Below are 22,413 nucleotides of genomic sequence, written 5' to 3'. Positions count from 1 at the left end.
AACCTTGTGATTTCGATTACTTGGACTTCGATAAAACCCACGCTTTCCTGCGGGCTTCAGCGTTCTTCACCGGCGACTAGATGTCCAGTGACGAAGCGTCGACGGTCCTAGAAGCGATAGAGGCTCTTGGCTTCGCGAAAGAAGCCGAGGCGGTCACGGAGCGCAGGAAGACCTACGGTATCAAGGGAAACGTTCCGCTACGCGGCCTGGCGCTTTCCGGCGGCGGTATTCGCAGCGCGACGTTCAGCCTCGGCCTGCTGCGCGGGCTGGGCGAACATCATCTTCTGCAACGGGCGGATTATCTTTCCACTGTTTCGGGCGGCGGCTACGCGGGCGTGTTCTACTGCGGCCTGTTCGCTCGACGAGGCAAGCTGAAGCCCGTGGTCGATCCGGAAAATGAAAAGCGGCATAGGGACGGTGACCTCCTCGGCGGAGACGGGGCGATGCGCGCCCTGCGATATCTTCGCCAATCCGGCCGTTATCTTACGCCAGCAGGATTTCGGGATTACATCTTCGCCTTCGCACTGCTTTGTCGCAATTGGCTCACGCTGACGATAATTGTCGGTATCGCGATCATGCTGGCCGTGCTGGTGCTGGACTCCATGCGGGTAGCCCTGCGATGGCTCCTGGCATACCTCGGACAAATACCCAAGGACGATGCGCCGGTGCTGGTCGGTCCGATGCTGCAATATGCCGGTCAGATCCCCTACGACAGGTTGTTTTGGGCAAGCCCCCTCTTCGCCTTGTTGCCGTTCTTCGGCCTGGGCGCAGTCATTTCGGGCTGGGCCTATTGGCTGACCATGAGCGACGTTTCCGGCAAAAGCCTTCTGTGGAGGCCGCCTGTAATCGGCACGGGCATGATTCTGGTTGGCGGTTTCGTTCTTTGCCTCTGCAATCTCGACGGCGAAGGCCGCGTCCTCGCCGACGTGTCGGCGGGTTTCGCGCTGACCGCGTTCCTGGTCGGCGCTCTTTGGCTGGGGCTGCGATGGCGGGCAAGGAGGAAGGAACTCGGATCGGCGGCCCAGGGCGTCACTGCTCTATCGAATGCCGGCGCCGGGAAGGATCATCTCGCGGCGATCGTGGAGGATCGCACACGCAAGAGCCTGACCGATTGCCTATCCTATTCCGCGCAAGCCTTCATTCGGGTCGGCCTGCTGGCGCTGTGCGACACCATTGCCGCGGCTTATCTGTATCTTGCCGGGCGCTTTCCCGATTGGGGGGAGGCGATCGTCTTCCTGACCGTGACGCTGACGGCAGCGATCCCCATCGCGCGGTCACTGGTAAAGCGGCTGTCGGCGATCCAGACGCTATTTTCGGGGGGAACCGGAACACCATCGGCGGGCGCCTTCCTCCGTCGGTTCGGTCCCGCCTTTGCCTGGCTGGCGGCATTCCTGTTCGCCTCGGCGGCGTTGATCTCGTGGGGCAGCCTGGCGCATCTCGTGGCCTTCGACATCGACGCCGCTTCGGCAGACTCCCGCAGTTCCTACGAACTCGCTGATCATTATCCGCCAGCCACGATCGCGCTGGCTGTGTTCGTCGTCCTGGCCTGGCTAACCCGTGCCTTTGCCAATCTGTCGTCGCTCGCCACGTTCTACGCGGCGCGGTTGCGGCGGGCCTATCTGGGCGCCAGCAATCCGTCGCGTATTGGACTCGCGATTGCGGGCGGCGGGTCTGCACCCGCCGCCGGCCCTGAGGCCAACACAGCTCAGGCCGTGGCAGTGGACGAGAGCCAGACCTATGACGATATGGGCCTTGCCGACTATTACCGGCGCACCCGGAAAGGCGCGCCCGTGCATATCGTCAACGTAACGATCAACGCAACCCGTGGGAAAGGGCCGGCAACCGTGCAACGCGACCGCCACGGGCTGAATCTCGCGATAACACCCGATGGAATGAGCTACAGCGAAACCGCCGATGCCCGTATCACCATCAAGCCCCTGGAAGATGGAGACGAGGCGGCGCCGCCGGCCGGGCAGGCTTTGCCGATCTCGACATGGGTCGCGATCTCGGGGGCAGCGTTTACCACCGGCCTGGGCTCCTATACGAGCCTGGCGAAATCGGTTCTCGCCTTTCTCGCCAATGTCCGCCTGGGTTACTGGTGGAACAGCGACCGCTGCGGGAATCGACGGTTCGGGAGCTACCGGCTTTTGCTCAGCGAGATGCTGGCTTCGTTTCACGGGATCGACAGGCCGCTATGGTATCTGTCGGACGGCGGGCACTTCGAAAACACCGCCGTCTACGAGCTGGTGCGGCGCAAGGTGCGCTTCATCGTTGCCTCGGACAACGGCTGCGACCCTCACTACGGTTTCCTCGACCTGGCCAACCTCGTTCGCAAATGCCGGATAGACTTCGGCGCGAGTATCCACTTTCTCGGCGAGGAAGAGCTGGCGACGACGGTTTGCGACCCTGCGGTGCGCATGCTTTTCGCGGCGCCCGATGCCTTTGCGCGCAAAACCGAAAAGGCCTCCGCGATCGCGATGTTGGCGCGTATCGACTATGCCGCAGGCGAGCCGGGGACGTTGATCGTCGTCAAGCCGAGGTTGACCGACAGGGGGCCGGCGGACCTGATGCGCTACCTGATGGACAATCCCGATTTCCCCCAACAAACGACGCTCGACCAGTTTTTCGACGAAGCGCAATGGGAAAGCTATTTCGAGCTCGGAAGGCTGATTGCCTCGCGACTGTTCGCCCCTGGCGATGAAGGCAGCTGGCGCCCGCACTCAATGGCACCGATCGAGACTTGGAATGCTCCACAGCGATCAATAGTCCGACGGTTTTTGGCATCGATGAACGTCTGGATGGAAAAGCGGAATAATTCCGATCCGATTCGCTCCTAAAATGGTTTGAGTAAATCTCAAGTTTCGCGAAAATATAACGGCAAGGATAGTCGCTCCTTTTTCCTAACAGGAGGATTCGGATGTCGAAACGACCCGCCCGACATTTCGCATCTCAAAGAGCTGCGGCGGTTCGCTGTGCCTGATCCCGCCCTTCGGGCACCGGCCCGGCCTCCGCATGACCGTGCGGCGCTGAAAGTGATCCGGTTGCATTCAGCGCCAACCTCGTGCCGCACAGGAAACGTGCCGCCAACGGAAGCCCCGATCTATTCGCGGTCTGGACCGGTTCGACGAACGAGGCGGGGCCGCGGTCAACACCGCAATCGGGCGTGCCGGCAGAACGGCACCGGCCAGCAATCCGCCCGGATTGCGATGCCCGGCGACTAGCGGCCATTGGGCCAGAGGGGGGCATGCATGACGAGTGTGGACAGCCTGATCGAGAACTTTCTCGAAACCTCGGCCGTCGTGATCGTGGCTTTCGCGCTGATAAGCTGGCTTTCCTCGCGGATGGCCGATTGGCTCATCGCGTGGCGCAAGGAGCGGCCATGGCTGCTCAGGCGCGGGATCGCCTGTGCCTTTGGCGAGGGCGAACTGCCATCAGCGTGGCCTTTGAGCGAGTATCCGTCGCAATCACCCGAAGACAATGGCCCGTTCACGCAGACGTTCTACGAACATCCACGAATCCGGGCGATCTCGCCAGGCAACCCGAACAGCTATGCCGGCTTGCCCGATCGTATATCGCCGGGCCAGTTCGCATCGGTTCTCCTATACCCTGACGAAACCAATAGCCAGAAAGGAGGGGGAATTACCGCAACAAAAGCCTATTGGTTTTTAGGCCAACAAAATCCGCCGGACGGATCGGTACTTGTAAGATACATGAAGCACCTAATTCAGGATTGCGAGGACGATCTCGACGAAGTAAGGAGCGCGCTCGAGACTTGGTATCGCGAGATATCGATGACGATGTCGAAGCGATTCCGCGCCAGGGCCTTGTGGTATGCGTTCGTCCCCGCATTCCTGATATGCCTGGCATTCCAGGTCAATCTCATCACTATTCTTTATGGCCTCACCTCGGCCAGCGAATTGCGCGATACCGCATTCCAGGGAGCGGACTACTTTGCCAGTCGCCCCGACGAGACAAGGACACTATCGCAAAAGCGCCAGTTCGCCCTGCAGGCGCGTGAAGTCTCGAATGACGATAAGCTAAGCAGGGACGAGAAGCGCAACCTGCTGCGCGCACTGTGGCGCTGGCCTGCCGCGCCGAGCTTTCTCGATCAAATTGATTTCCCCGCCGACAGGGCGAACGACCAGTCGGCGAAGGACTCCTCCCAGAACGCCGCTGCACAGCCTGCGCAATCGCCGAGCGCTGCACCGCCGGACGAACAGTCAGCGAAGGATCGGTTGGATTTTGATCGCCAGCATCGTGCTGCGGCGCTGGCCTACTGTGCCGAAGCGCGGATCGAGCCCATCCGCAACCCGCGGACCCGAACACAATCGGATGGCGGAGAGGTTTGCTCCCCCGCGTTCGTCAGACGCCTTGAACTCGCCCCCAGCGGTCGTTTGTCGCGTCGCCTGATCTGGCGGCATCCCGGCTTCTTCTGGAATCCTGAGGTATCGTTGTTGCTGGCCGGGAGTCTCATCGGAGATGAAGCTGGAGCCGCTGACGGCGGCGAATGGGTCAATTTGTATCCCGCAGCACGGGAGGACATGAAGACGCTCGCCCAAGACATCCGAAATGCGATCGAGGCCGATGAGCAAACAACTGATCTGCTTCCGGATACCAAAAGACGTGAACTTGGCGAAGAAGCCAGCAACCTGGAGAGTCTGGCAAGCGACTCAAGCTCGCCGATCCATGCCGATGCCGCCATCAAGGCGCTCCAGGAGGCGAGACGCGCCGCCACGTCGGCGGAGGGCGGACGCTGGCGCAATCTGAGCCTCCATGCATCCGCCATATCGGACAACATCCTTTCGGCCGAGTTGCTTGCCAGCACGCCTGTCGCCAAAACATCCGGCAAAGACCAAAGTGATCGCCTGGCGGCGCGTATCGAGGATGCAGGTCGCAGAGCCGAAATCGATACCCGTTTCATTGGCGGCTATCTCCAGGCGATACCAGGCGTCAAACCCATCTACCCGCTGCGAACCCGGCCCGATTTTCCCTGGCGTTCTTTCGATCAACGCGATGATTGCGAGAATTGGATCGCCTGGGTGATCTACCAATTCCTCGGGATAACGCTTGCGGCGGCGGTCGCCGTGCTCGGCTCTTCGTTCTGGCACGATCTTCTATGGAAGCGGTTCCGCAAGAAGCACGAGGAGGCGGCCGATGCCTGAGTTTGACGACAGACTGGCGAAGGTGGCTGCCTGCCTTGCCCTGGCGATGGCGCTGTTGTGTCTTTCCGGCTGCAAGATCACCAACAATCGCCAGATCGAGGTCGCGTTCCCGGTCGAGGAGAGACGACAGGGAGTGGCCATCGACCAAGATCAGCAAGGCAGCCACACTATCGTGATCGAGCGCACGATGACCGCTCCCGAAATCGTGATCATCGACCGGCAAGCCGCCCGGGCCGTGGACCGCTGCGGCCTCGACCGCGTCATGGCCGCGATACGGGAGAATCTACAGTCAAAAGATCGGCTGATGCGGGCGGTGGAGCGCCTGGACTGCGACAATGTAAGGTTCTTTGAAGACGCCCCCGAAGGACGCGCGTCGTTTGAGCCCCATTTGCATATCCTTCAGGGTGCCGACCTGATGCTCGAAGTGCACGGTACCGCCCACGTTCGGTATGAAAGAATGGCTGTTGGTCCGATTTCGGAGCCGCGGGCCTGCACCGCTTGCCCCCCAGCGGAACCCGAAACCTTTCCACCCGCAGAGCCGCCCCCCGACGTCTCCGTGACCACGTTCCTCGTCAAGACCATCCCGCCGCTCGTGCTGGGCGGGAGCGCTGCCTACATTCTGCTTGGCACAGGCCTGATCCCGCCGCCGGCATCGCTGGCCGCGTCGGGCGCATCTCCATCGGGGCCGAGCGAGCGGTTCGAGCCAAGCAGGAACGGCGGCAGGAAGATCGGATCGGAAGCGCGCGGCGATGATCCGCGCATACGGGTCCGTTCCAACACATGGAGCAGCGGCTGATGGCATCGTCCGAGCTATTGCGCATCCGCGACGTCTTTCCGCTGGAAGCGATAAGCTGCGCGGCGATCCGCGAAGCGATCGCGGCGGATGGGCACCTGAGCAAATGGACCCGCGAGACGGCCGGCGCACCTCGCCCTTTCGCTCTCGCGCGGGCCTTGCGTCATAGCATCTGGCAAGCGATGGATCACACGCTGGCAACGTTGGATGACAGGCTAGCGGCAGGCAAGGGATGTGCCGGTTTCCGCATCACGTTCGATCTCCCGGATCGCCATGTCGTGACCTGCGAGGTCCAGTTTGAGCGCCCAACCGGGGGAGCAGGCAAAGGACGCATCGTCGGCCACGTCGTGCTTGGTGCCAAGCATCCCATCGCCAGCAACGTCTACTTGCGAACAAGGCATTTCCGGCGTCCTTGAACAAACCGGGTCTGAAACCCGGTGCCGTCTCACCCCTTGGGATAGCTGGCGTAGAAGTCGTTGCGCCAGCGGAAGTTGGTGTAGGTTATCGACACCGAGAAATCGAGCGCGGTAACCTGATGCCACCAGCCGATCGGGATGAAGAGCGCGTCGCCCGGTTCGAGGTCGAAGGCCATCGCGCCGATGCCGTTCGCCGCCTCGAGACCGTCATCGATGGCGGTGATGTCCTTGATGAGACTGAAGACGTGGCGGTCGTTGTAGAGATTGGGCCATTCGTCGGGCGAGACCATGACGATCCGCTTGCGGCCGACGATCTGAACCAGCAGGTTGTTGGTGAGATCGTGATGCAGCGGGGTGAAAGTCCCGGCCGGACCGATCCACATCATCCCGTTCGGGTGCTCGACGTCGCGCGTCAGGATTTCCTCGAAGAACCCCAGGTCCTCCTCGAGCGGCTTGAGCGCCGCGACGTTGAGCGCGTTGTTGTAGGCGGTGATGTAGGCATCGTTGGCCGCCCCTTCGCGCGTGATCAGATCGATATAGTCGTCGAAGGGCATCTCGCGCACGTGCGCCTGCTTGTTGCGCTCGTAATCCTCGGCCGTGTCGCGACCGCCCTGGAACTGGATCGGCGCATGGCCGACCTTCCGCTTGAGGTAGTCCGGGCTCCAGAGCCGCAACGCCGGCCAGTCGGCCATTTGCTCGCGGATCAGCGCGGGCCGGTGCGCCGCATAGTGGTGATCGAGAAACTGCCTCGCCGACATCGTCCTGTAGGCCGGAAGGCCCGAGGTCTGCCGCGACAGCCGCGAAAGCTGGCGGCGCGTGTTCAACAGCCAGTCGCGCTTGGCGAGCGCGGTTTCGGTTTTCTTCGCGAGAACCGCTTCGGCATTCCTCGCCAGAGCCCGATCAACGGCGGAAGAGAGTGGCGGCGCGGACCGCTCAGGCGCCGCGATGGCCGAGGGGGTCGGCCCGCGCTCGAAGCGCAAGCCGCCGAAACCGGCGGTCAGTCCCTTGCCGCCGCCCAGGAACGACGCGGCGCGGGCTTCGGGATCGGATGTATCGTCGGCCATCGTGGCTCCTGCTCACAACCGCCCGGGCCATGCCCGCCGGCACATTCGCGCGCCATGACACATGGCCGGGCCGCCCGCCAGTTCAATTCGGCGCGATGATCTTCGGCGCAGTGACCTTCGGCGGATCGACGAAGGGCGCGATGCCGATCTTGCGATAAGTCTCGGTCGGAAAATAGACGAGCCCGCCCTTCACCACCATGGCGATGGTCTTGATCGCCTTGATGTCCTTTACCGGATCGCCGGGCACGAGGAAGAAATCGGCATACTTGCCCGGTTCGATCGAGCCGAGCGACTGGTCCTCCCCCAGGTACTTGGCCATTTCCAGCGTGTCTCGCGCCAGCACCTCGGCGGGGGTCATGCCGATCTGGGTGAAGATCTCCAGCTCGCGGTGAAGGTTGAAGGCACCGCCGAGGTCGGTTCCGGGAATGAGCAGGATGCCGCGCTTGTGCATCTCACGCAGCGTATCGAGGATCTTGGCGTAGGCGGCGACATAGGCCGCGCGTTCCTCCGCCGAATCGGTTCCGAACAGCGCCTGTTTCATCTGGCGCTGTTCGGAAACCGGCATGTGGTCGATATAATCGATGCTACCCGGATTGGGCTTGCCGTCGAGCGCGGTGAGGCCAAGCTCGTGGATCGCCACGGTCGGCTCGTGCGCGCTGCCGCGCGCGACCATCATGTCGAGCGTGTGACGGACCTTGGGCGAATCGAGGTCGAGTTCGGGGAAGCGCTGCATCGCCTTGAAGCGGAACAGCGTGCGCGTGTCCTCTCCGGGATTGAGCACCCAGCCCAGCATGAGCTGGTTGACGTGGGTGATCTCGTCGAAGCCGGCCTCGATCATCGCATCGGCGCTCGAAAAAGCGGGGACGTGCCCGGCGACGCGCAGGCCGAGCCGGTGTGCCTCGCTCACCACCGCGGGCGCCCAGTCGGGATTCATCGAATTGTAGAGCTTGGCTTGCCAGAAGCCGCGCGCGGCATACCAGCGCACGTGCTCGATCGCTTCCTGCTCGCTGTGGGCGAGGCGGCCGTGGGCGGCGCTGAATTCGCTCTTGCCCTCGATGAAGCCGCTGCGGGTCACGCGCGGCCCCGCGACTTCGCCCGCGTCGATCCGCTCGATCAGCTTGGCGAGCGCCTCGTTGTCGTTGCCCATGTCGCGAAGCGAGGTGACGCCGGCGAGGACGTTGAGCATCGCGGCCTGCGGTCCCAGGTGGCCGTGCATCTCGTAGAGCCCTGGCACGAGCGAGCCGCCCACGCCGTCGACGATCGTCTCGCCTTCGGTGGCCTGCGAGCCGGCGGGCAGGACCTCGCTGATCCGCTCGCCCGCGAACACCACGTCCATCGGCTCGCTCATCGCCAGCTTCACCGGATCGAAGACCCGCACGTTGCGGACCCGCACGGGACCTCCGTAGCGATGCGCGCCCTCGGCCTGGAGGCGTGCGAGATGGTCCGCCTCGAGCTTTTCGGAGAGATTGCGCAGTTCCTCGTCGGCGCTCTCGTAGCCCGCGAGGATGATGTCGAAGCCCGGTGAAGGCAGCGCGAACAGGTTCCCCTCGCCGTCTAGCGTGATGTAGGTCGGCGAGAGCGAAAGCCCCGAAAGCTCGTAGGTCACGATCTCGCGCGGCCCGCCCTCGCCTTCGACGCTGCGGCGGTCGCGCTCGGTAAGCGTCGCGGTGCCGCCGGGAGCGATCTCGAAGGTGTGGTCCGCGTCCGCCAGCAGCGCCTTGGCCAGAAGCGCCAGATCCATCGGCGAACCGTTCTGCGACGCATAGTAGCGCGGCGCGTCCGTGCCCATGATCGTGCCCGGCCCGGTCGTGTCCTGCCAGTCGACGCCCCTGGCGGTGCGCCGGAACGTCTCCTCGACGGCATTGCCGAACGTTGTGCGCCCGGTGATCTTCCAGTCCAGCGGCGCGCCCTGCGGATCGAGCTTGAGCGTCTCGGCGATCGTCGGTCCGCGTCCGTTCTGCTTGTAGTCGTAGACGACGCTGGCGTCCTCGCCCTCGCGCGTCACGGTGAAGTGACCGATGTCGCGGTCTCCCATCAGGACGCGGTACTCGGTGGTTTCGGCAAGCGCGGGGGCGCTCAAAGCCGCCAGCGACGCCGCCGCCGCGAAGATCAAACTGCGCATGGTTTCGTTCTCCCTGTTCGGTCGACACTCTAGCGGCGCCAAAGGCGATTGCGAGCGATTACAACCGCCCGCGCCCGGCCGATCAGCAAAGCGGCGCGTATTCACGCGTTCTATGTGGCATCCCTCACATTACGGACAGCTTCGGTTTGCTATGACTTGGGCACGGGCCGATCGCGGCCAAAGAAGAGGTAGTCTGAAACATGCTTGGGTTGGGAAAGAGAAAGTTCGAAGGCGCGGCAGCCGCGCTGGCGTTGGTGGCCTCGCTGGGGACGGCCGCGACGGCCCGTGCGGCGATCGTCGTATCCTCGAGCGGACCGTCGGCGGCGAAGTATCCGGTCGGAACCAAGGTCGAAGATAGCGAGCGGATCACGCTCCAGGCCGGCGACTCGGTCACGGTGATCGAGAAGCAGGGCACGCGCGAGCTGAAGGGGCCGGGCCGGTTCCGCGTCGATGGACCGACCGCAACGGCGAAGAACACGACCTTCGCGATCTTCTCGCAGTCGCGTCAGTCGAGCCGCGCGATCGTGGGCGGAACGCGCCTCGGCGAGGGCGCCCGGCTGAGCCCCAACCTGTGGTACGTCGATCTCGACCGGCCGGGCAACTATTGCCTGTCCGACCCCGATGAGATCACTTTCTGGCGAGCCGACGAAAAGGCGCCGGCCCGCTACACGCTCGCGGGCGCGGGCACCGCGCAGACGCTGACCTTCGCCAAGGGCGCGAGCATGATCGCGACCGACACGCCGATCGCCACCGGTGCGGAATACACCGTCTATCGCGACGGCGAGGATGCGCCCGTCGGTACCGCGAAATTCGTCGTGCTCGAAGACGCGCCGCAAGAGGCCGAGGGCCTTGCCGACATGCTGATCGCCAACGGCTGCATGGCGCAGCTCAAAGCGATGTCGAACGCGCTGGCGGTGCGCTAGGCGAGCAGGCTTCAGCCCAGCTCGTATTGTGCCGAGATCGAGGCGACGGTCCCGCGGCCGAGCGCGGCATGGAACTCGACCCCGGCGTCCGCGCCTCTGATCCAGCGAACGGTTCCGGTGATCGGCTTCAGGTTCGCGATCCGCAGCTTGACCGCCTGGCCTTCCGCGAGGTCGGCGGCGCCGCCGAGAATGCGGCAGCCCCCTTCGCAGAAATCCGCAAGTTCGACCTGGAAGACATGCCAGCTTGAGGTCCGGCACCGCGCGTCGAGCAGCACTTTGCTGCGCGGATTGAGACGGTCGCCGGTATCGTGTTCGCGCAAGGCAGCCTCCTGAAGAACCCGAGCCCTTTTACCGCGCAAGGGTAAAGGCCCGGTTGCGCAAGGGAATCTCGGCGGCGGTCAGATCGCCGGCAGGCTGGCGGCGGGGTCAGGCGCACCATCGGTCGCCGATGCGGCCGCCTCCGCCTCGGCTCTCGCCTTTAGCTGGGCGTCGATCTCTGCCGCCGTCTTCTGCGTCTTTTCCTGCGCCGCCTCGAAGCGCTCGTCGAAGCTCGGCTCGTTCGAGCAGGCCGCCGCCAGCAATCCGAAGCCAAGCACCCACCAGCGCGCGCGCCGCATCAGTAGTTCTTCTTCACGCGCAGGTTGACGCTGTTGACGCCCGAGCCGCCCGCCTGGCTCAGCACCGAAAGCCACTTGGTGATCGCGACTTCGAGCTGCGTGGCGGTGAAGCCGCGGGCGTCGGTGATAAGCTCGACGTAAATGTCGTCGGTGAGATACTGGCCCGCCGCCAGCGCGGTGCCGCGCCCGGTGCTTTCGTCCGCGCCAAGGATGCGCAGGCGATCGACGCCCGCCGCCGAGCGCAGCTTGCCCAGCGGGTTCAGCCCGCCGCCTGATCCGCGCAGCGAGTTGAGCGAACTGGCGAGCTGCACCGCCTGGATCGCCGAGAGGTTGGCGATCGAGCTGCCGAACAGGATGCGCGCGAGGATCTCGTCCTGCGGCAGCCCGGGCACCGAAGAGAAGGCGATCTGCGGATCGCTCGCCCGGCCCGAGACGTTCACGTTGACCGTCACGTCTTCGATATCCTCGGTGGCGGTGATGCGTACGGTCGGGTCGATCGTCTGCCCGCCCGTGAACTGGACGACGCCCTCGTTGAGTTCGAACGACTTGCCGGCAAAGCCCAGCGTGCCGCGGACGAGTTCCACCTTGCCCGCAAGCGTCGGCGCGTCGCTCGTCCCGTTCACGGTGAAGTCGGCGCTCCATTCGGATTCGAGGCCCATGCCCGAAACGTAGAGCTTTTCGGGCGCGCGCACGTCGATGTCGAGGCGCAGCTTGGCGAAGGCACCGCTCATCGATTCGGCCGGCTCCTCGCCGGTGATGCGCTGGCGGCCGCGCGGCGGCTTGAAGCGCACGCCGGTGAGCTGCGGCACTTGGGCCGCGCCCTCGCGCACGATCTCGTAGCGTGTTTCCGGCAGCCGGAGCTGACCGGACAGCAGCGCGAGCTGGCCCGCGCTCTTTGTGAGCCGCAACTGGCCGGTCGCGGTCGCCGAAATCGCATCGCTGCGTGCGAGCCGGGCGTCGTCGAGCGTCACCGCGACGTCCATCGGATAGCCCGCGTCGGCGGCGAGGCTGACATAGCCGCTCGCTTCGACCGACCCGTCCCCGGCGGTCGCCTGCAGCCGTTCGACTTGCAACCGGTTGCCTTCGAAGCGCGCCGAAAGATCCATCTTCGACAGCCGCGTACCGTAAGTCAGGTTCTCGTAGGTCAGGCCCTTGCCGCGAATGACGCCCTGAAGGCAGGGGTCGGACACGCGGCATGAGAAATCCGCCGCGACACCGATCGGTCCGGTAAGCCTCTGGTCCTGCTGTCCGGCGAACGAGAACAGCGTCCCCGCCGGGCCATTGTAGCGGATGCCGCCGCCAAGCGGCGCGCTCATCAGCCGCTCGGTCCAGGTCCCCGCGCCGGGCGGCAGCGGGCGCAACGAGGCGACCATGCGCCCGATCACTGTGCCGCGCGAGCGCATCACCGCGCGCGCCTCACCGCCGTCGGCGAGCAGCTTGCCGACAAAATTGACATCGATCGGCTGGCTGACCGACGCGGCTGTGGTGCGGGTCAGGCCGTCGATGTGCAGTCGTGCGTCGGCCCGCGGGAACGCGGTCGACGAAGCCTGCTCGAAATCGAGGCTCCCGCTGGCGCTGCCGCCGATCCCGAGGCCCGGCACGAAGGCATTGGCGAGCGACAGGTCGATCTTTTCGAGCCGGCTCTGCAGCTTCATGCCGTCGCCGTAGCGGCCCGCGAGCTTGACGGTGCCCGAGCCGAGGCCGATTGCCGTCGGCATGAGTTCGTAGCCGCCGTCCTTCGGGACGATCCGCGCCGGACTCCGCGTCTTGAGGTCGATGCCGCGAACCTTGCCGTCGAGCGCGACGCGCCACAGCTCGGGCTTAAGATCTGCATTGGCGGCAATCTTGAAAGGTACGCCGCTGGTGCCTTCGAGCAACGCCTTGGCATGGCCGCGCCCGTCGCGGTAGTTCACCAGCACGCGGGCGACGGCGATGCTCAGCGTGCCGTAGCTGGTGTCCGCGAGCTGCGCGTCGGCGACGATATAGGGCTGGTCGTAAAGCACAGCGCGCCCGTCGATGATCGCCGATCCGATCGCGAGATTGGCAGGACCGTCGAACACGGTGTCGTTGGCGCGTACGTTGAAATCGACGGCCTGATAACGGCCTTCGCCCGAGAGCTTGACGAGCCCGCCCATGCCGTTGCCCTGGGCGTTCAGTTCGCCCGCGAAAGGCCCGGCGCGCGTCTGCGCGATGCGCCCGGTGAAGTCGATCCCGGACAAGTTGGCGCTGTTGACCTGGATCGCCAGCGCATTGCCGGTCTCGAGCACGACGTCGGCCTTGAGCGGCCCGTAATCCGTGTCGCTGGTCAGGTCGAGCCTGTAGCCGCCGCGCACGCCGTCGATCTTCGCATCGACATTGGCGAGGCCGATTCCGAGATTGGGCCGCTCGGCGGTGATCCGCGCGTTGGGATCGGATATCGTGCCGGCGACGCGCACGCCGATCTTGCCGTAGCGGTCCGAAGTGCCGTCCGCCGAGAGGGTTATGCGTCCGTCGGGCGAATAGCTGCCCTGCCCGCCGACGATGCGCAGATCGGGCGCCTCGAGCCTCAGGGCGTTGAAGCGGATCGTCCCGTCGGAACCGTAGCGCACGTTGGTCGAGGCGAGGAAATTCCCGCCGAGATAGCTCTTCACGCTCTCGTTGAGCAGCCGCGTCGAGCGGGCGCGGACGCGGCCCTCCATCGCGAAGCCACGCGGCTCGGTCTTGAGGTCGATGTCGGTCTCGATGTTGAAGATGCCGACGCTTTCGAGGCGGTAGTTGTCGATACGTCCGTCGATCGCGCCGGTGTAGAGGCCGGTGCTCGTATCGGCGAGGAGAATGACGTTGGCATCGAGCCGATCGGAGCGGATGCGCATGTTGTCCGCGAGGATGCGCGTTCCATCGATCGCGACGTCGCCGTCGAGCCGGACGTTCGTCAGCGTACCGCCCGCGACGGTATCGAGCCCGGTGATCCGTCCGGCCCGCGCCGCCACGGGGATCATGATCCGGTCGGACCTGACCCGCGCCGCGCCGGTGGCCGAGAAATCGACCAGCCCCATGTCGTTCATCACGAGGCGATTGGCGTTGATCGCGTATTGCACGTCGGGCGTGGCGAAAGCGCCGTCGAGCGTCAGCATGGCGCGCAGGCCCGAACCCGAAAGATTCTCGGCGAGCGCCGAAGGCTTAAGCAGCACGAAACCGAGCTTGAAGTCCTCGAAGCTGTTGTCGGCCAGGCTGACCGTGCCGTTCGGCGAAGCGGTGAAGGCGTCCGAGAAAACGCGGCCCGAAAGGTTGGCACTGCGCTCGCCCAGCGCCGCGGTGAGATCGACGGTCATGACCGGACCGAGCAGGCTGGCGGTCGGCCCTTCGAACAGCCGCGCGATCCGCGTCGGGCCCTTGATCGCGAAGGTTCCGTCGCGCGCCGACAGGGCCAGCCGGGCGAACTCGCTACCCGCGAGGTTCGCGTCGAACCGGCCGTTCCAGGCGTTCCAGTCGCCCTTGCCCACGGCCCGGACCTTGAGCGGCTGGGTGAGGCCAGCGAGCGCGGCGATCATGCCGTCCGACGGCGCGTCGAGATCGAGGTCGATCGCGAGCCGGTTCTTGTCGGGCACCGCGTCGAGCAGGAGCTTGAAGCGGTCCCCGCCCTTGGCGCCCTGCGCGGCGACGGTACCGCCGTTGGCGTCGATCTGCGCTCGGCCGTCGGCAATGTGCACTTTCGCATCGATCGTCGCGATGCGCAACTCGCCCGATACGGGGGGCTCGGCGATGAAGCGCGCGATCCGGAAGCGGTTCACGTCGATATCGAGGTCGGGCAGCAGCGGCCCCTCGCTCGGCGGCGTCTCCCGGAACTCGGGCACTCGGCGCAGGATCATCCGCTCCGCGGTGGCCGAGCGCACGTCGACGTGGTTCGACAGATAGGCAAAAGGCCGCCAGTCGATATGGATCTCGGGCGAGAACAGGAATTCGCCCTTGGGATCGCGGACGGAAAGGTCGTGAAGCGTCATCGCGCCGTAGAGCGAGCCTTCGATCCGCCCGACGCGGATCTTCATCCCGTTCTCGAATTCGAGCGCGCCGATCTGGTTCGCGACGAAGCGCTTGCCCGGCCCCGTGTTGATTCCGAAGACGATCACCACGAGCAGCGCGACCAGTCCGAGCACGATCACCGCTATGGTCTTGGCGATACGCACGCCCCAGCCGTTGCGCTCCTGAGTGGTCTCGGTCGCTTCCGGCTCGTTCGGTTCGGGCGCCATCGCCTGCGGGTCTTGCGTATCGGCCATCAGAACGCCTGCCCGATCGAGACGTAGACATTGATCCAGGCCTCGCCCGGCCGCCTGTCGATCGGCGTCGCGACGTCGAGGCGCATCGGACCGAAGTTGGTGTAGAACCGCCCGCCGAGGCCGACACCGTAACGCAGGTCGGAAAATTGCGGCGTGGTCTCGGCGTAGGACTGGCCGACATCGACAAACCCGACGATGCCGAAATTGCCGAAGCGATAGCGCACTTCTGCCGCCGCTTCGTTGAGGCTGCGCCCGCCGATCGGATCGCCTTCGGGATCGAGCGGACCGAGCTTCTGATAGCCGAAGCCGCGCACCGAACCGCCGCCGCCCGCGTAGAAACGCCGCGAGGGCGCGATGTCGAAAAGGTCCGCGCCCTGGATCGTGCCGAACCGCACGCGGCCCGCGAGCACGAAGCTGTCGCCGACCGGATAGTAGGCCGAAGCGTCGAGCCGGGCCCGCACGTAGGGGCTGAAGCCGTCCTCGAGCGAACCTTCGGGTTCGACCAGCGCGGTTACGCGAAAGCCCTTGGTGGGATTGAGCAGGTCGTCGCTGGTGTCGAGCCCGAGCTGCCCGGTGAGGCCGCCGATGTAATAGGTTCGCCGATTCTTCCTGCCCGCCTCGAAATCATACGAACGTTCGGCCGTGCCGATGAGCTGGACGCCGTAGGCATAGGTGATCCGCTTCTGCCACAGCGGCGTCGAATCGCGGCTGATCCGCGCGGCGAGGCGACCGGTATAGGCATCGAAGGCGTCGTAATTCGCGCGTAGCGCCTCGGCGCTCAGTTCGAAGGTCCGGTCACGCTTGCCGGCGTTCGAGCGGCGGAAGGTGACGCCCGCGCCCTGCTGCTGGGTGCCGGCGATGCCGTCGACGATCAGCGCGCCCTCGGGCGGGAACATGTTGCGGTGCGTCCAGGTGCCCTTGAGGGTAATGCCCTCGCCCGCCGCGTAGCCGGCGCTTCCGGCGATGGTGCGCGGCGGCCCGGCCTGCTGCTGGACATCGATCCTGACGTATTCGGTGCCGTCGCCGACGGCCTCGCCGGTGCGCTTGGGCTCGACCGACACGGTCGAAAGCAGCCCGGTCGCGATGAGCGCCTTGCGCAGGTCGTCCACCTTGCGGCTGTCGTATAGCTCGCCGCGTTCGAAGCGCGCGAGCACTTCGACGTGCTCGGCATCGAAGGCGAGGTCACCGTCGGTGCTGAAACCGTCGAAGCGCGAGCGCGGCCCCACGCTGACAGGCAGGGTATAGACGCCGTCGCCGGTATCGGGATCGAGCAGGATGTCGCGCTGCTTGACCTCTGCGAAGGGATAGCCGTTTTCGGGCAGCACCACCGAAAGCTTCGCTTCGGCACCCTGAACGCGCTCGGCGACGATCGGTTCGCCGACCTCGATCGCGAAGTTCTTGGAGATGAGATCGGGCGGCTCGGTCGGATCGGCCTCGATGACGATATCGGAGAACGTATAGCGCGTTCCCGGATTGACCGAGATCACCGCCCGCAGCGAGGGGTCTTCCTCGTTCTCGGCAGGGTCGATCCGCGTCGTCACCGCGGGGCTGAACCAGCCTTCCGAAGCGAGGATCGACTTGATCAGGGCGCTGTCTTCGGTGAGGCGCGCGGAGACCATCGCCACGTTGGCCGCCTCGCCGTCGCCGTCGCGCAACGCCGACAGGTCCTTGAACTGGCCCTCGAGGTCGGTTTCGGTTTCCTCGTCGGCCGATTCGAGCCCTTCGATCCGCGTCTTGTACGAGACCTTCACGTCGGCCGGGTCCGCCTCGCTCTCGGCGAACTCGACCGGCGTCACCTCGAAGCTGTCGAGCGGAGGCAGCGGCGCGGTGAGTTCGGCATCGCGCACCGGCGCGTCACCAATCTCCTCGGTAGTATCGCCATCCGCGAGGGCAGGCTCGCCCAGCGGCTCCTCTCCCCCCTCGTCGGGCTCGGCGTCGGCATCGTCGGCCGCCTCCGCCGCGAGCCTGCGTTCGAAGGCGTCGATCGATTCGAGCGGTTGCCGCAGCTCGGCATCGTCTTCTGGCGCGAGCGCGGGAACGGTCTCGTTGAATTCGCTGTCGGTGATGATCGGTTCGACCTCCGGCAGCGTCTCCGGAGCCGTGGGCACGGGAATGTCACCGGCACGCAAATCCTCGGACTCGGCGGTCGCCGATTGCGCGCCGGCCTCGCCCGGTTCGTCCGTCGCGTCCTGCGCCAAGGCCGGTGACGCGGCCAGCGCGAGCGCCATGGCCGCCAGCCCGGATTCCCAAATGAACCGCAGGGAACCTCGCCTGCGCTCGACCATTGCTTTCCGCATGCCCGATGTGATCTGCTTTCCCCGTCGAAAACCCGCCACGCGCGGGTTCCATCCGAGCCGTAATCGTACGCGAATAAAAAAAGTTCCCTAAATCAATTCTTGAGGCCCCGATGAGCGAAACCGGATCATTGCCAGCCACGCCGCCCGGCGCAACCGCGAATTCGCCCTGGCGCATGCCCCGCAAGGCATGGTGGCAGATCCTCAAGCGGGTCTACGTGATGATCGGATTTCACGAACTGGGACTGCTGTCGGCGGGGCTGGCCTTCTACACGTTCCTGGCGATCACGCCGCTGATCGCCGCCACAGTCATGATCTACGGCCTCGTCGGCGACCCGGAAACGGTCCAGCGGCAGATGCAGAAGATCGTCGAGGTCGTCCCCGCCGACGCGGCCACGCTCATCGAGGAGCAGTTGCTCCAGATCGTCAACACCAGCGGCGGCGTTACCGGACTGGCGCTGGTGATCGCCCTGTTCTTCGCGATCTACGGAGGCATGCGCGCGGCGAACGGGATGATCAGCGCGCTCAACATCATCAACGAGGAGCACGAGACCCGCAACATCATCAAGGTTTCCATGCGCGCCGCGGGCCTGACGCTCGCGGCGATCCTGATCGCGCTCACCGGCATCCTCAGCGGCGGCGTCTTCGCATGGCTCCAGACGCAGACGAGCGTCTATCTCGGCGGCGCGACGCAGACGCTGTTCAAGCTCATCACCTGGACCGCCGCGATCGCGCTCGGCAGCGCGGGCTTCGCGCTTATCATGCGCTACGGCCCCGACCGCCGACCGGCCAAGTGGAAGTGGCTCAGCCCCGGCTCGCTGCTCGCGACGCTGCTGTGGATCGCGATCTCTTTCGGTTTCTCGCTCTATGTCGCCTATATCAGCGACTACAACGCGACCTACGGGTCCCTCTCCGCGATCGTCGTCTTTCTCATGTGGCTGTTCCTGAGCGCCTACGGCGTGCTCGTGGGCGCCTTGCTCAATGCCGAGATCGAACGCCAGATCCAGTGCGACACCACCATCGGTCCCGACCTTCCTCCCGGCGAACGCGGCGCGCGGCTCGCCGACGTCATCGACGATGTCGTGCCGACCACCGATTCGCTGGAAAAGCGCCGCGCCCGCCGCGCCGCCCGCGCCCGGCGCCGGGCGGACAAGGCCGAAGAGACGGAACGGGCCGAATAGCGATCAGCCCGCGCGGACGATCGTCGCGCGGCGGCGCGCATCGAGGCGGACCAGCATGTCGGCGCGATCGGGCATCTCGGCGAGGATGTGGCGGGTGATCCGCTCGTAGTGGGCGATGAACTCGGCGACCCGCTCGGCATTCATCCTGCCGCCACCGTCTCCGTGGCGCTCCTGCTCGAGCCGCCAGTCGAACACGATCTCGAAACCGGGCGCCGCGAGCAGAACGAGCTTGTCGAGCCGCGCGAACAGGTCCTGATAGGATCCCGCCAGCGCCTGGTTGGCGAAGCGGCGCCAGGTCCCGTCGGGATCGCGCTCGACTTCGAGGGCATTCACCGGTTCGGCCAGCTCGGCCTCGTCCTGCGGCGTCGCGCCGACGCACCAGCCCTCGAAGAGCACGACCTCGCAGTCCGCCGGAGACAGGCTCCATTCGGCTTCCGGCCTGCGATCGTCGGCGCCCTTGTCGAAGCGCGGTATCGGCACAGCCTCCCCGTTCACAAGCGCGTCGAAGATCGCTTGGCCCAGCGCGACATCGTGCGTGCCGGGCGGTCCGCGCGTGACGAGCAAGGGATGCACTTCGGCCGCGAGCCGCTCACGTTCGGCGCGAGTGAGGTAGATGTCGTCGATCGACAGCACCGCTTGGCGCACGCCGCGAGCCGCGAGCCGCTCGCCGACCGCGCGAACCAGCGTTGACTTGCCGCTCGCCTGGGTGCCGCAAATCCCGACTATCGCGGGGCCCGAACCCTTCTCTTCGAGCGCGGCGAGCGCGAGGCGCGTTGTGGCGGTGACGAGTTCGTCCGACGGACCGCTCACACCGCGAACCTCGCGGCCTGACCATGCATCCTGCCCGCCTCGTCGACGAGGTTCCAGACCAACGCGCGGCTGATCTCGAAGCGCTCGCCCGAACGCGTGATCCGCGTGCCGGCGTAGTCGTCGATGTAGCCGCGCTCGGCCACGCGTTCGAGCATCCGGCGCCGCTCGTCGCGCAGCGGCGCCTCGGCCGAAAGCCGCGAGGGCAAGCCGATGAATTCCTCGACACTATAGCCGAAACGTTCCAGCGCGACCCGGTTGCCAAAGAAGAACAACGGGTCTGTCTCGTCCCCATGCGCAACGAGCGCGAAGGGAGCCGACCAGAGCGCGGCAACCGCATCGCCGCCGACTTCGGCCAGCGGCTTGCCCATAAGGCGATGGTGGCTCTGCGCGATCAGACGGATACGACTTGCGCAAGCCGGCTCGCGATAGAGTGGCGGGGCATCCATGGCGCGCTCCCTAGCAATCCACCGGCGACAACGCGAGCGCCCGAGATACGATTTACATTGGCTCAAAAGCCGATAGAGAAAAGCGCGAGAAAACGAGGGGAGAGGAATGCGGATCACGCGCAGGATCGCGCCGATTGCGGCCATGGCGGCAGTCCTGATGGTCGCCGGTTGCACGGCAACTGGGGGAGCCACGCCCGACGACAGCGGCGTCGGCGCGGGCGACGACTGGACCGCGGTCGGCGGGGCAGCGGACGAATCGAGCTATTCGCGGCTCGTCGATATCGACACATCGAACGTGAACAAGCTCGGCCTCGCCTGGTCGCTTGACCTCCCCGGCGAAGTGACACTCGAGGCGACGCCGCTCGAAGTCGGCGGCGTGCTCTATTTCACCGGAAGCTACGCGAAGGCCTATGCGGTCGATGCGAAGACCGGAAAGATCCTGTGGACCTACGATCCGCAAGTGTGGAAGCACAATCCGGACAAGATGCATTTCTCGTTCGGTGCCAACCGGGGCATGGCCTACGAGGACGGCAAGGTCTTCGCCGCCGCGCTCGACGGACGGATTTTCGCGCTCGACGCCAAGACCGGCAAAGAGCTGTGGATCGCCGATTCGATCCCCGAAGGCGCGCTCAATATCTCGACCGGCGCGCCGCGGGTGATGAACGGCAAGGTGATCATCGGCAACGGCGGTGCCGACTTCGGCGCGCGCGGCTTCGTCACGGCCTTCGACGCGGCGACCGGCAAGCAGCTCTGGCGCTTCTACACGACCCCCGGCACGCCCGAACAGAACGCGGGCAACGCGGCGCTGGAGATGGCGGCCAGGACCTGGGGTCCCGATCATCTGAAGGCGGGCGGCGGCGGCGGGACCGTGTGGAACGGCATGACCTTCGATCCGGAGGCGAACCGCGTCTATATCGGCGTCGGCAACTCGGGCCCCTACGACCCGGAGCTGCGCGATCCGGGCGGCGGCGACAACCTGTTCAACTGCTCGATCGTCGCGCTCGACGCCGACACCGGCGAATACGTCTGGCACTACCAGGAAAACCCGCGCGATTCGTGGGATTACAAGGCGACGCCGAACATCGTCACCGCCGAACTCACGATTGACGGCAAGCGGCGCAAGGTGCTGCTCCACGCGCCGACCAACGGCTATCTTTACGTGCTCGACCGCGAGACCGGGAAGGTGATCTCGGCGGGCGGGACGACGCTGATCAACTGGGCCGACGGCATCGACCTCGAAACCGGGCGGCCCAAGGAACGCGAGAACATCCGCTACGAGACCGGGCTGACCAAGATCTGGCCGGGCACCGTCGGCGGCCACAACTGGCAGGCGATGAGCTACAGCCCGAAGACCGGGCTCGTCTACATCCCGATCCAGCAGATCGGCGCGCGCTTCTCGCGCAAGGGCGGCTCGGAGAACGCCTTCAACGTCATGGGCCTGATGCTCGAGCCGATCACCGAGAAGCCCGGAGACGGCCACGGCTACCTCGTCGCCTGGGACCCGGTGGCGCAAAAGGAAGCCTGGCGCGTCAAGCATGCGCACTTGTGGAACGGCGGCACGCTGGCGACGGCGGGCGGCCTCGTCTTCCAGGGCACGGCGGACGGCTGGTTCAAGGCCTATGACGCGGCGACGGGCAAGGAAGTCTGGAAGTTCAACGCCGGGCTCGGGATCATCTCGGCACCGATGAGCTACCGCGTCGGCGGCCGGCAATACGTTTCCGTCCTGGTGGGCTACGGCGGCACCGCCTCGGCCTACGGCAAGTTCATGGACGTGGGCTGGAAGTACGGGGCACAGCCGCGCCGGCTGCTCACTTTCGCGGTAGGCGGCGAGCAGGAGCTGGCGCCGAGCCCGCCCGCGACGCTCAAGGTCGCCGCGCTCGACGATCCCGACCTGCGGATCAGCGACGCCGATGTCGCTGTGGGGCGCGCGCTCTCGGTGCGCTGCGCGGCGTGCCACGGCGTCGGCTTCCACTCCGCCGGCACGCCGGGCCCGGACTTGCGCGAATCGGGGATCGCGCTCGATCTCGGCACCTTCGGCCAACTGCTCAGGTCGGGCGCGCTGATCGAACGGGGCATGCCGCGCTTCGACACGCTTTCCGACGCCGAGATCCGCCAGCTCCACGCCTATATCCGCGCCAAGGCGCGCGAAGCGCTGGGCAAGCGGGAGAAGGAGGGGGATTCGCCGATGCCCAGGCTTTGAACCGGCCATCGCCGCCGCGATTTGGCGCGGCGAGCCCGGCACGGCGGTTGAGGCGAGCGAGCGCGAAGCATAGCAGTTGTCGGCAGATACGGCGCCCGAGATCGTGCGCGCGGGAGAGGAAGGACCCAGACT

General features: G+C 65.6%; 15 protein-coding genes. 7 read left to right on the top strand and 8 right to left on the bottom strand.

All coding sequences use genetic code 11. The features are described 5' to 3' along the window. The first annotated feature begins 80 nt into the window (after positions 1-80). The 4 genes from B2G71_RS19015 (at position 81) to B2G71_RS19000 (ending at position 6,371) form a co-directional block, all read left to right on the top strand. Entirely contained in the window at positions 81-2,837 is a 2,757-nt protein-coding gene (locus B2G71_RS19015) for a hypothetical protein (RefSeq protein ID WP_098108289.1), read from the top strand. A gap of 411 nt (positions 2,838-3,248) precedes the next feature. After that, positions 3,249-5,162 carry a hypothetical protein gene (locus tag B2G71_RS19010; RefSeq protein ID WP_098108288.1) on the top strand — a complete coding sequence of 638 codons (1,914 nt, stop codon included), beginning with the start codon at positions 3,249-3,251 and terminating at the stop codon, positions 5,160-5,162. Beyond that, complete coding sequence (locus B2G71_RS19005) at positions 5,155-5,958, top strand: hypothetical protein (RefSeq protein ID WP_098108287.1); 804 nt, start codon at positions 5,155-5,157, stop codon at positions 5,956-5,958. Before B2G71_RS19010 ends, B2G71_RS19005 begins: the two co-directional genes overlap by 8 nt. After that, a complete protein-coding gene (locus tag B2G71_RS19000) occupies positions 5,958-6,371 on the top strand; it encodes a hypothetical protein (RefSeq protein ID WP_141521613.1) in 414 nt (137 codons plus the stop codon). Before B2G71_RS19005 ends, B2G71_RS19000 begins: the two co-directional genes overlap by 1 nt. A gap of 29 nt (positions 6,372-6,400) precedes the next feature. Here the strand turns inward: B2G71_RS19000 and B2G71_RS18995 are convergent, their stop codons facing one another. Together B2G71_RS18995 and B2G71_RS18990 are read right to left on the bottom strand one after the other, a co-directional pair. After that, on the bottom strand, positions 6,401-7,435 hold the full coding sequence (locus tag B2G71_RS18995; RefSeq protein WP_098108285.1) for a cupin-like domain-containing protein: 1,035 nt from the start codon (positions 7,433-7,435) through the stop codon (positions 6,401-6,403). A gap of 82 nt (positions 7,436-7,517) precedes the next feature. Further along, positions 7,518-9,557: an amidohydrolase family protein gene (locus B2G71_RS18990; protein ID WP_098108284.1), complete on the bottom strand. Its 2,040-nt coding sequence runs from the start codon at positions 9,555-9,557 to the stop codon at positions 7,518-7,520. A 209-nt stretch (positions 9,558-9,766) separates the two neighbouring features. Here B2G71_RS18990 and B2G71_RS18985 point away from each other — a divergent pair, with 209 nt between their 5' ends. Next, the gene (locus B2G71_RS18985; protein ID WP_098108283.1) at positions 9,767-10,480 is read left to right on the top strand and encodes a hypothetical protein; all 714 of its coding nucleotides are present in this window, start codon (positions 9,767-9,769) and stop codon (positions 10,478-10,480) included. An 11-nt stretch (positions 10,481-10,491) separates the two neighbouring features. On the opposite strand, the gene B2G71_RS18980 is transcribed toward B2G71_RS18985, so the two are convergent. The 4 genes from B2G71_RS18980 to B2G71_RS18965 form a co-directional block, all read right to left on the bottom strand. Continuing rightward, entirely contained in the window at positions 10,492-10,800 is a 309-nt protein-coding gene (locus B2G71_RS18980) for a PilZ domain-containing protein (RefSeq protein ID WP_098108282.1), read from the bottom strand. Between the two features lie 78 nt (positions 10,801-10,878). Further along, positions 10,879-11,097, bottom strand: a complete 219-nt coding sequence (locus B2G71_RS18975) for a hypothetical protein (RefSeq protein ID WP_098108281.1) — start codon at positions 11,095-11,097, stop codon at positions 10,879-10,881. Further along, a complete protein-coding gene (locus B2G71_RS18970; protein ID WP_240530232.1) occupies positions 11,097-15,350 on the bottom strand; it encodes a translocation/assembly module TamB domain-containing protein in 4,254 nt (1,417 codons plus the stop codon). Before B2G71_RS18970 ends, B2G71_RS18975 begins: the two co-directional genes overlap by 1 nt. After that, positions 15,350-17,578 carry a BamA/TamA family outer membrane protein gene (locus B2G71_RS18965; RefSeq protein ID WP_098108280.1) on the bottom strand — a complete coding sequence of 743 codons (2,229 nt, stop codon included), beginning with the start codon at positions 17,576-17,578 and terminating at the stop codon, positions 15,350-15,352. Before B2G71_RS18965 ends, B2G71_RS18970 begins: the two co-directional genes overlap by 1 nt. Before the next feature lie 179 nt (positions 17,579-17,757). On the opposite strand from B2G71_RS18965, the gene B2G71_RS18960 reads away from it, so the two are divergent. Further along, positions 17,758-18,825, top strand: coding sequence for a YihY/virulence factor BrkB family protein (locus tag B2G71_RS18960; protein WP_098108279.1), 1,068 nt, complete (start codon positions 17,758-17,760; stop codon positions 18,823-18,825). A 3-nt stretch (positions 18,826-18,828) separates the two neighbouring features. Here B2G71_RS18960 and B2G71_RS18955 read toward each other — a convergent pair whose 3' ends face one another. Both B2G71_RS18955 and B2G71_RS18950 read right to left on the bottom strand, forming a co-directional pair. Then, on the bottom strand, positions 18,829-19,635 hold the full coding sequence (locus tag B2G71_RS18955) for a kinase (RefSeq protein ID WP_098108278.1): 807 nt from the start codon (positions 19,633-19,635) through the stop codon (positions 18,829-18,831). Continuing rightward, positions 19,632-20,081, bottom strand: a complete 450-nt coding sequence (locus B2G71_RS18950; protein ID WP_098108277.1) for an MEKHLA domain-containing protein — start codon at positions 20,079-20,081, stop codon at positions 19,632-19,634. Before B2G71_RS18950 ends, B2G71_RS18955 begins: the two co-directional genes overlap by 4 nt. 106 nt (positions 20,082-20,187) lie before the next feature. Between B2G71_RS18950 and B2G71_RS18945 the strand changes: the two genes are divergently transcribed. After that, the gene (locus B2G71_RS18945; RefSeq protein WP_240530231.1) at positions 20,188-22,281 is read left to right on the top strand and encodes a PQQ-dependent dehydrogenase, methanol/ethanol family; all 2,094 of its coding nucleotides are present in this window, start codon (positions 20,188-20,190) and stop codon (positions 22,279-22,281) included. Positions 22,282-22,413: the final 132 nt, after the last annotated feature.

Origin of the sequence: Novosphingobium sp. PC22D, assembly GCF_002556635.1 — a bacterium.
Classification (GTDB): Bacteria; Pseudomonadota; Alphaproteobacteria; order Sphingomonadales; family Sphingomonadaceae; genus Novosphingobium.
The sequence above is the reverse complement of the archived record's forward strand: the minus strand, read 5'-3'. Positions and strand labels throughout refer to the sequence as shown.

What these genes read in the sequence shown, in the direction of transcription:
- B2G71_RS18965 (WP_098108280.1), bottom strand. Translation starts at nt 17,578, where the DNA reads ATGGCGCTCGCGCTGGCCGCGTCACCGGCCTTGGCGCAGGACGCGACG.
- B2G71_RS18945 (WP_240530231.1), top strand. Translation starts at nt 20,188, where the DNA reads ATGCGGATCACGCGCAGGATCGCGCCGATTGCGGCCATGGCGGCAGTC.
- B2G71_RS18995 (WP_098108285.1), bottom strand. Translation starts at nt 7,435, where the DNA reads ATGGCCGACGATACATCCGATCCCGAAGCCCGCGCCGCGTCGTTCCTG.
- B2G71_RS18960 (WP_098108279.1), top strand. Translation starts at nt 17,758, where the DNA reads ATGAGCGAAACCGGATCATTGCCAGCCACGCCGCCCGGCGCAACCGCG.
- B2G71_RS18950 (WP_098108277.1), bottom strand. Translation starts at nt 20,081, where the DNA reads ATGGATGCCCCGCCACTCTATCGCGAGCCGGCTTGCGCAAGTCGTATC.
- B2G71_RS18990 (WP_098108284.1), bottom strand. Translation starts at nt 9,557, where the DNA reads ATGCGCAGTTTGATCTTCGCGGCGGCGGCGTCGCTGGCGGCTTTGAGC.
- B2G71_RS19000 (WP_141521613.1), top strand. Translation starts at nt 5,958, where the DNA reads ATGGCATCGTCCGAGCTATTGCGCATCCGCGACGTCTTTCCGCTGGAA.
- B2G71_RS19015 (WP_098108289.1), top strand. Translation starts at nt 81, where the DNA reads ATGTCCAGTGACGAAGCGTCGACGGTCCTAGAAGCGATAGAGGCTCTT.
- B2G71_RS19010 (WP_098108288.1), top strand. Translation starts at nt 3,249, where the DNA reads ATGACGAGTGTGGACAGCCTGATCGAGAACTTTCTCGAAACCTCGGCC.
- B2G71_RS18970 (WP_240530232.1), bottom strand. Translation starts at nt 15,350, where the DNA reads ATGGCCGATACGCAAGACCCGCAGGCGATGGCGCCCGAACCGAACGAG.
- B2G71_RS19005 (WP_098108287.1), top strand. Translation starts at nt 5,155, where the DNA reads ATGCCTGAGTTTGACGACAGACTGGCGAAGGTGGCTGCCTGCCTTGCC.
- B2G71_RS18975 (WP_098108281.1), bottom strand. Translation starts at nt 11,097, where the DNA reads ATGCGGCGCGCGCGCTGGTGGGTGCTTGGCTTCGGATTGCTGGCGGCG.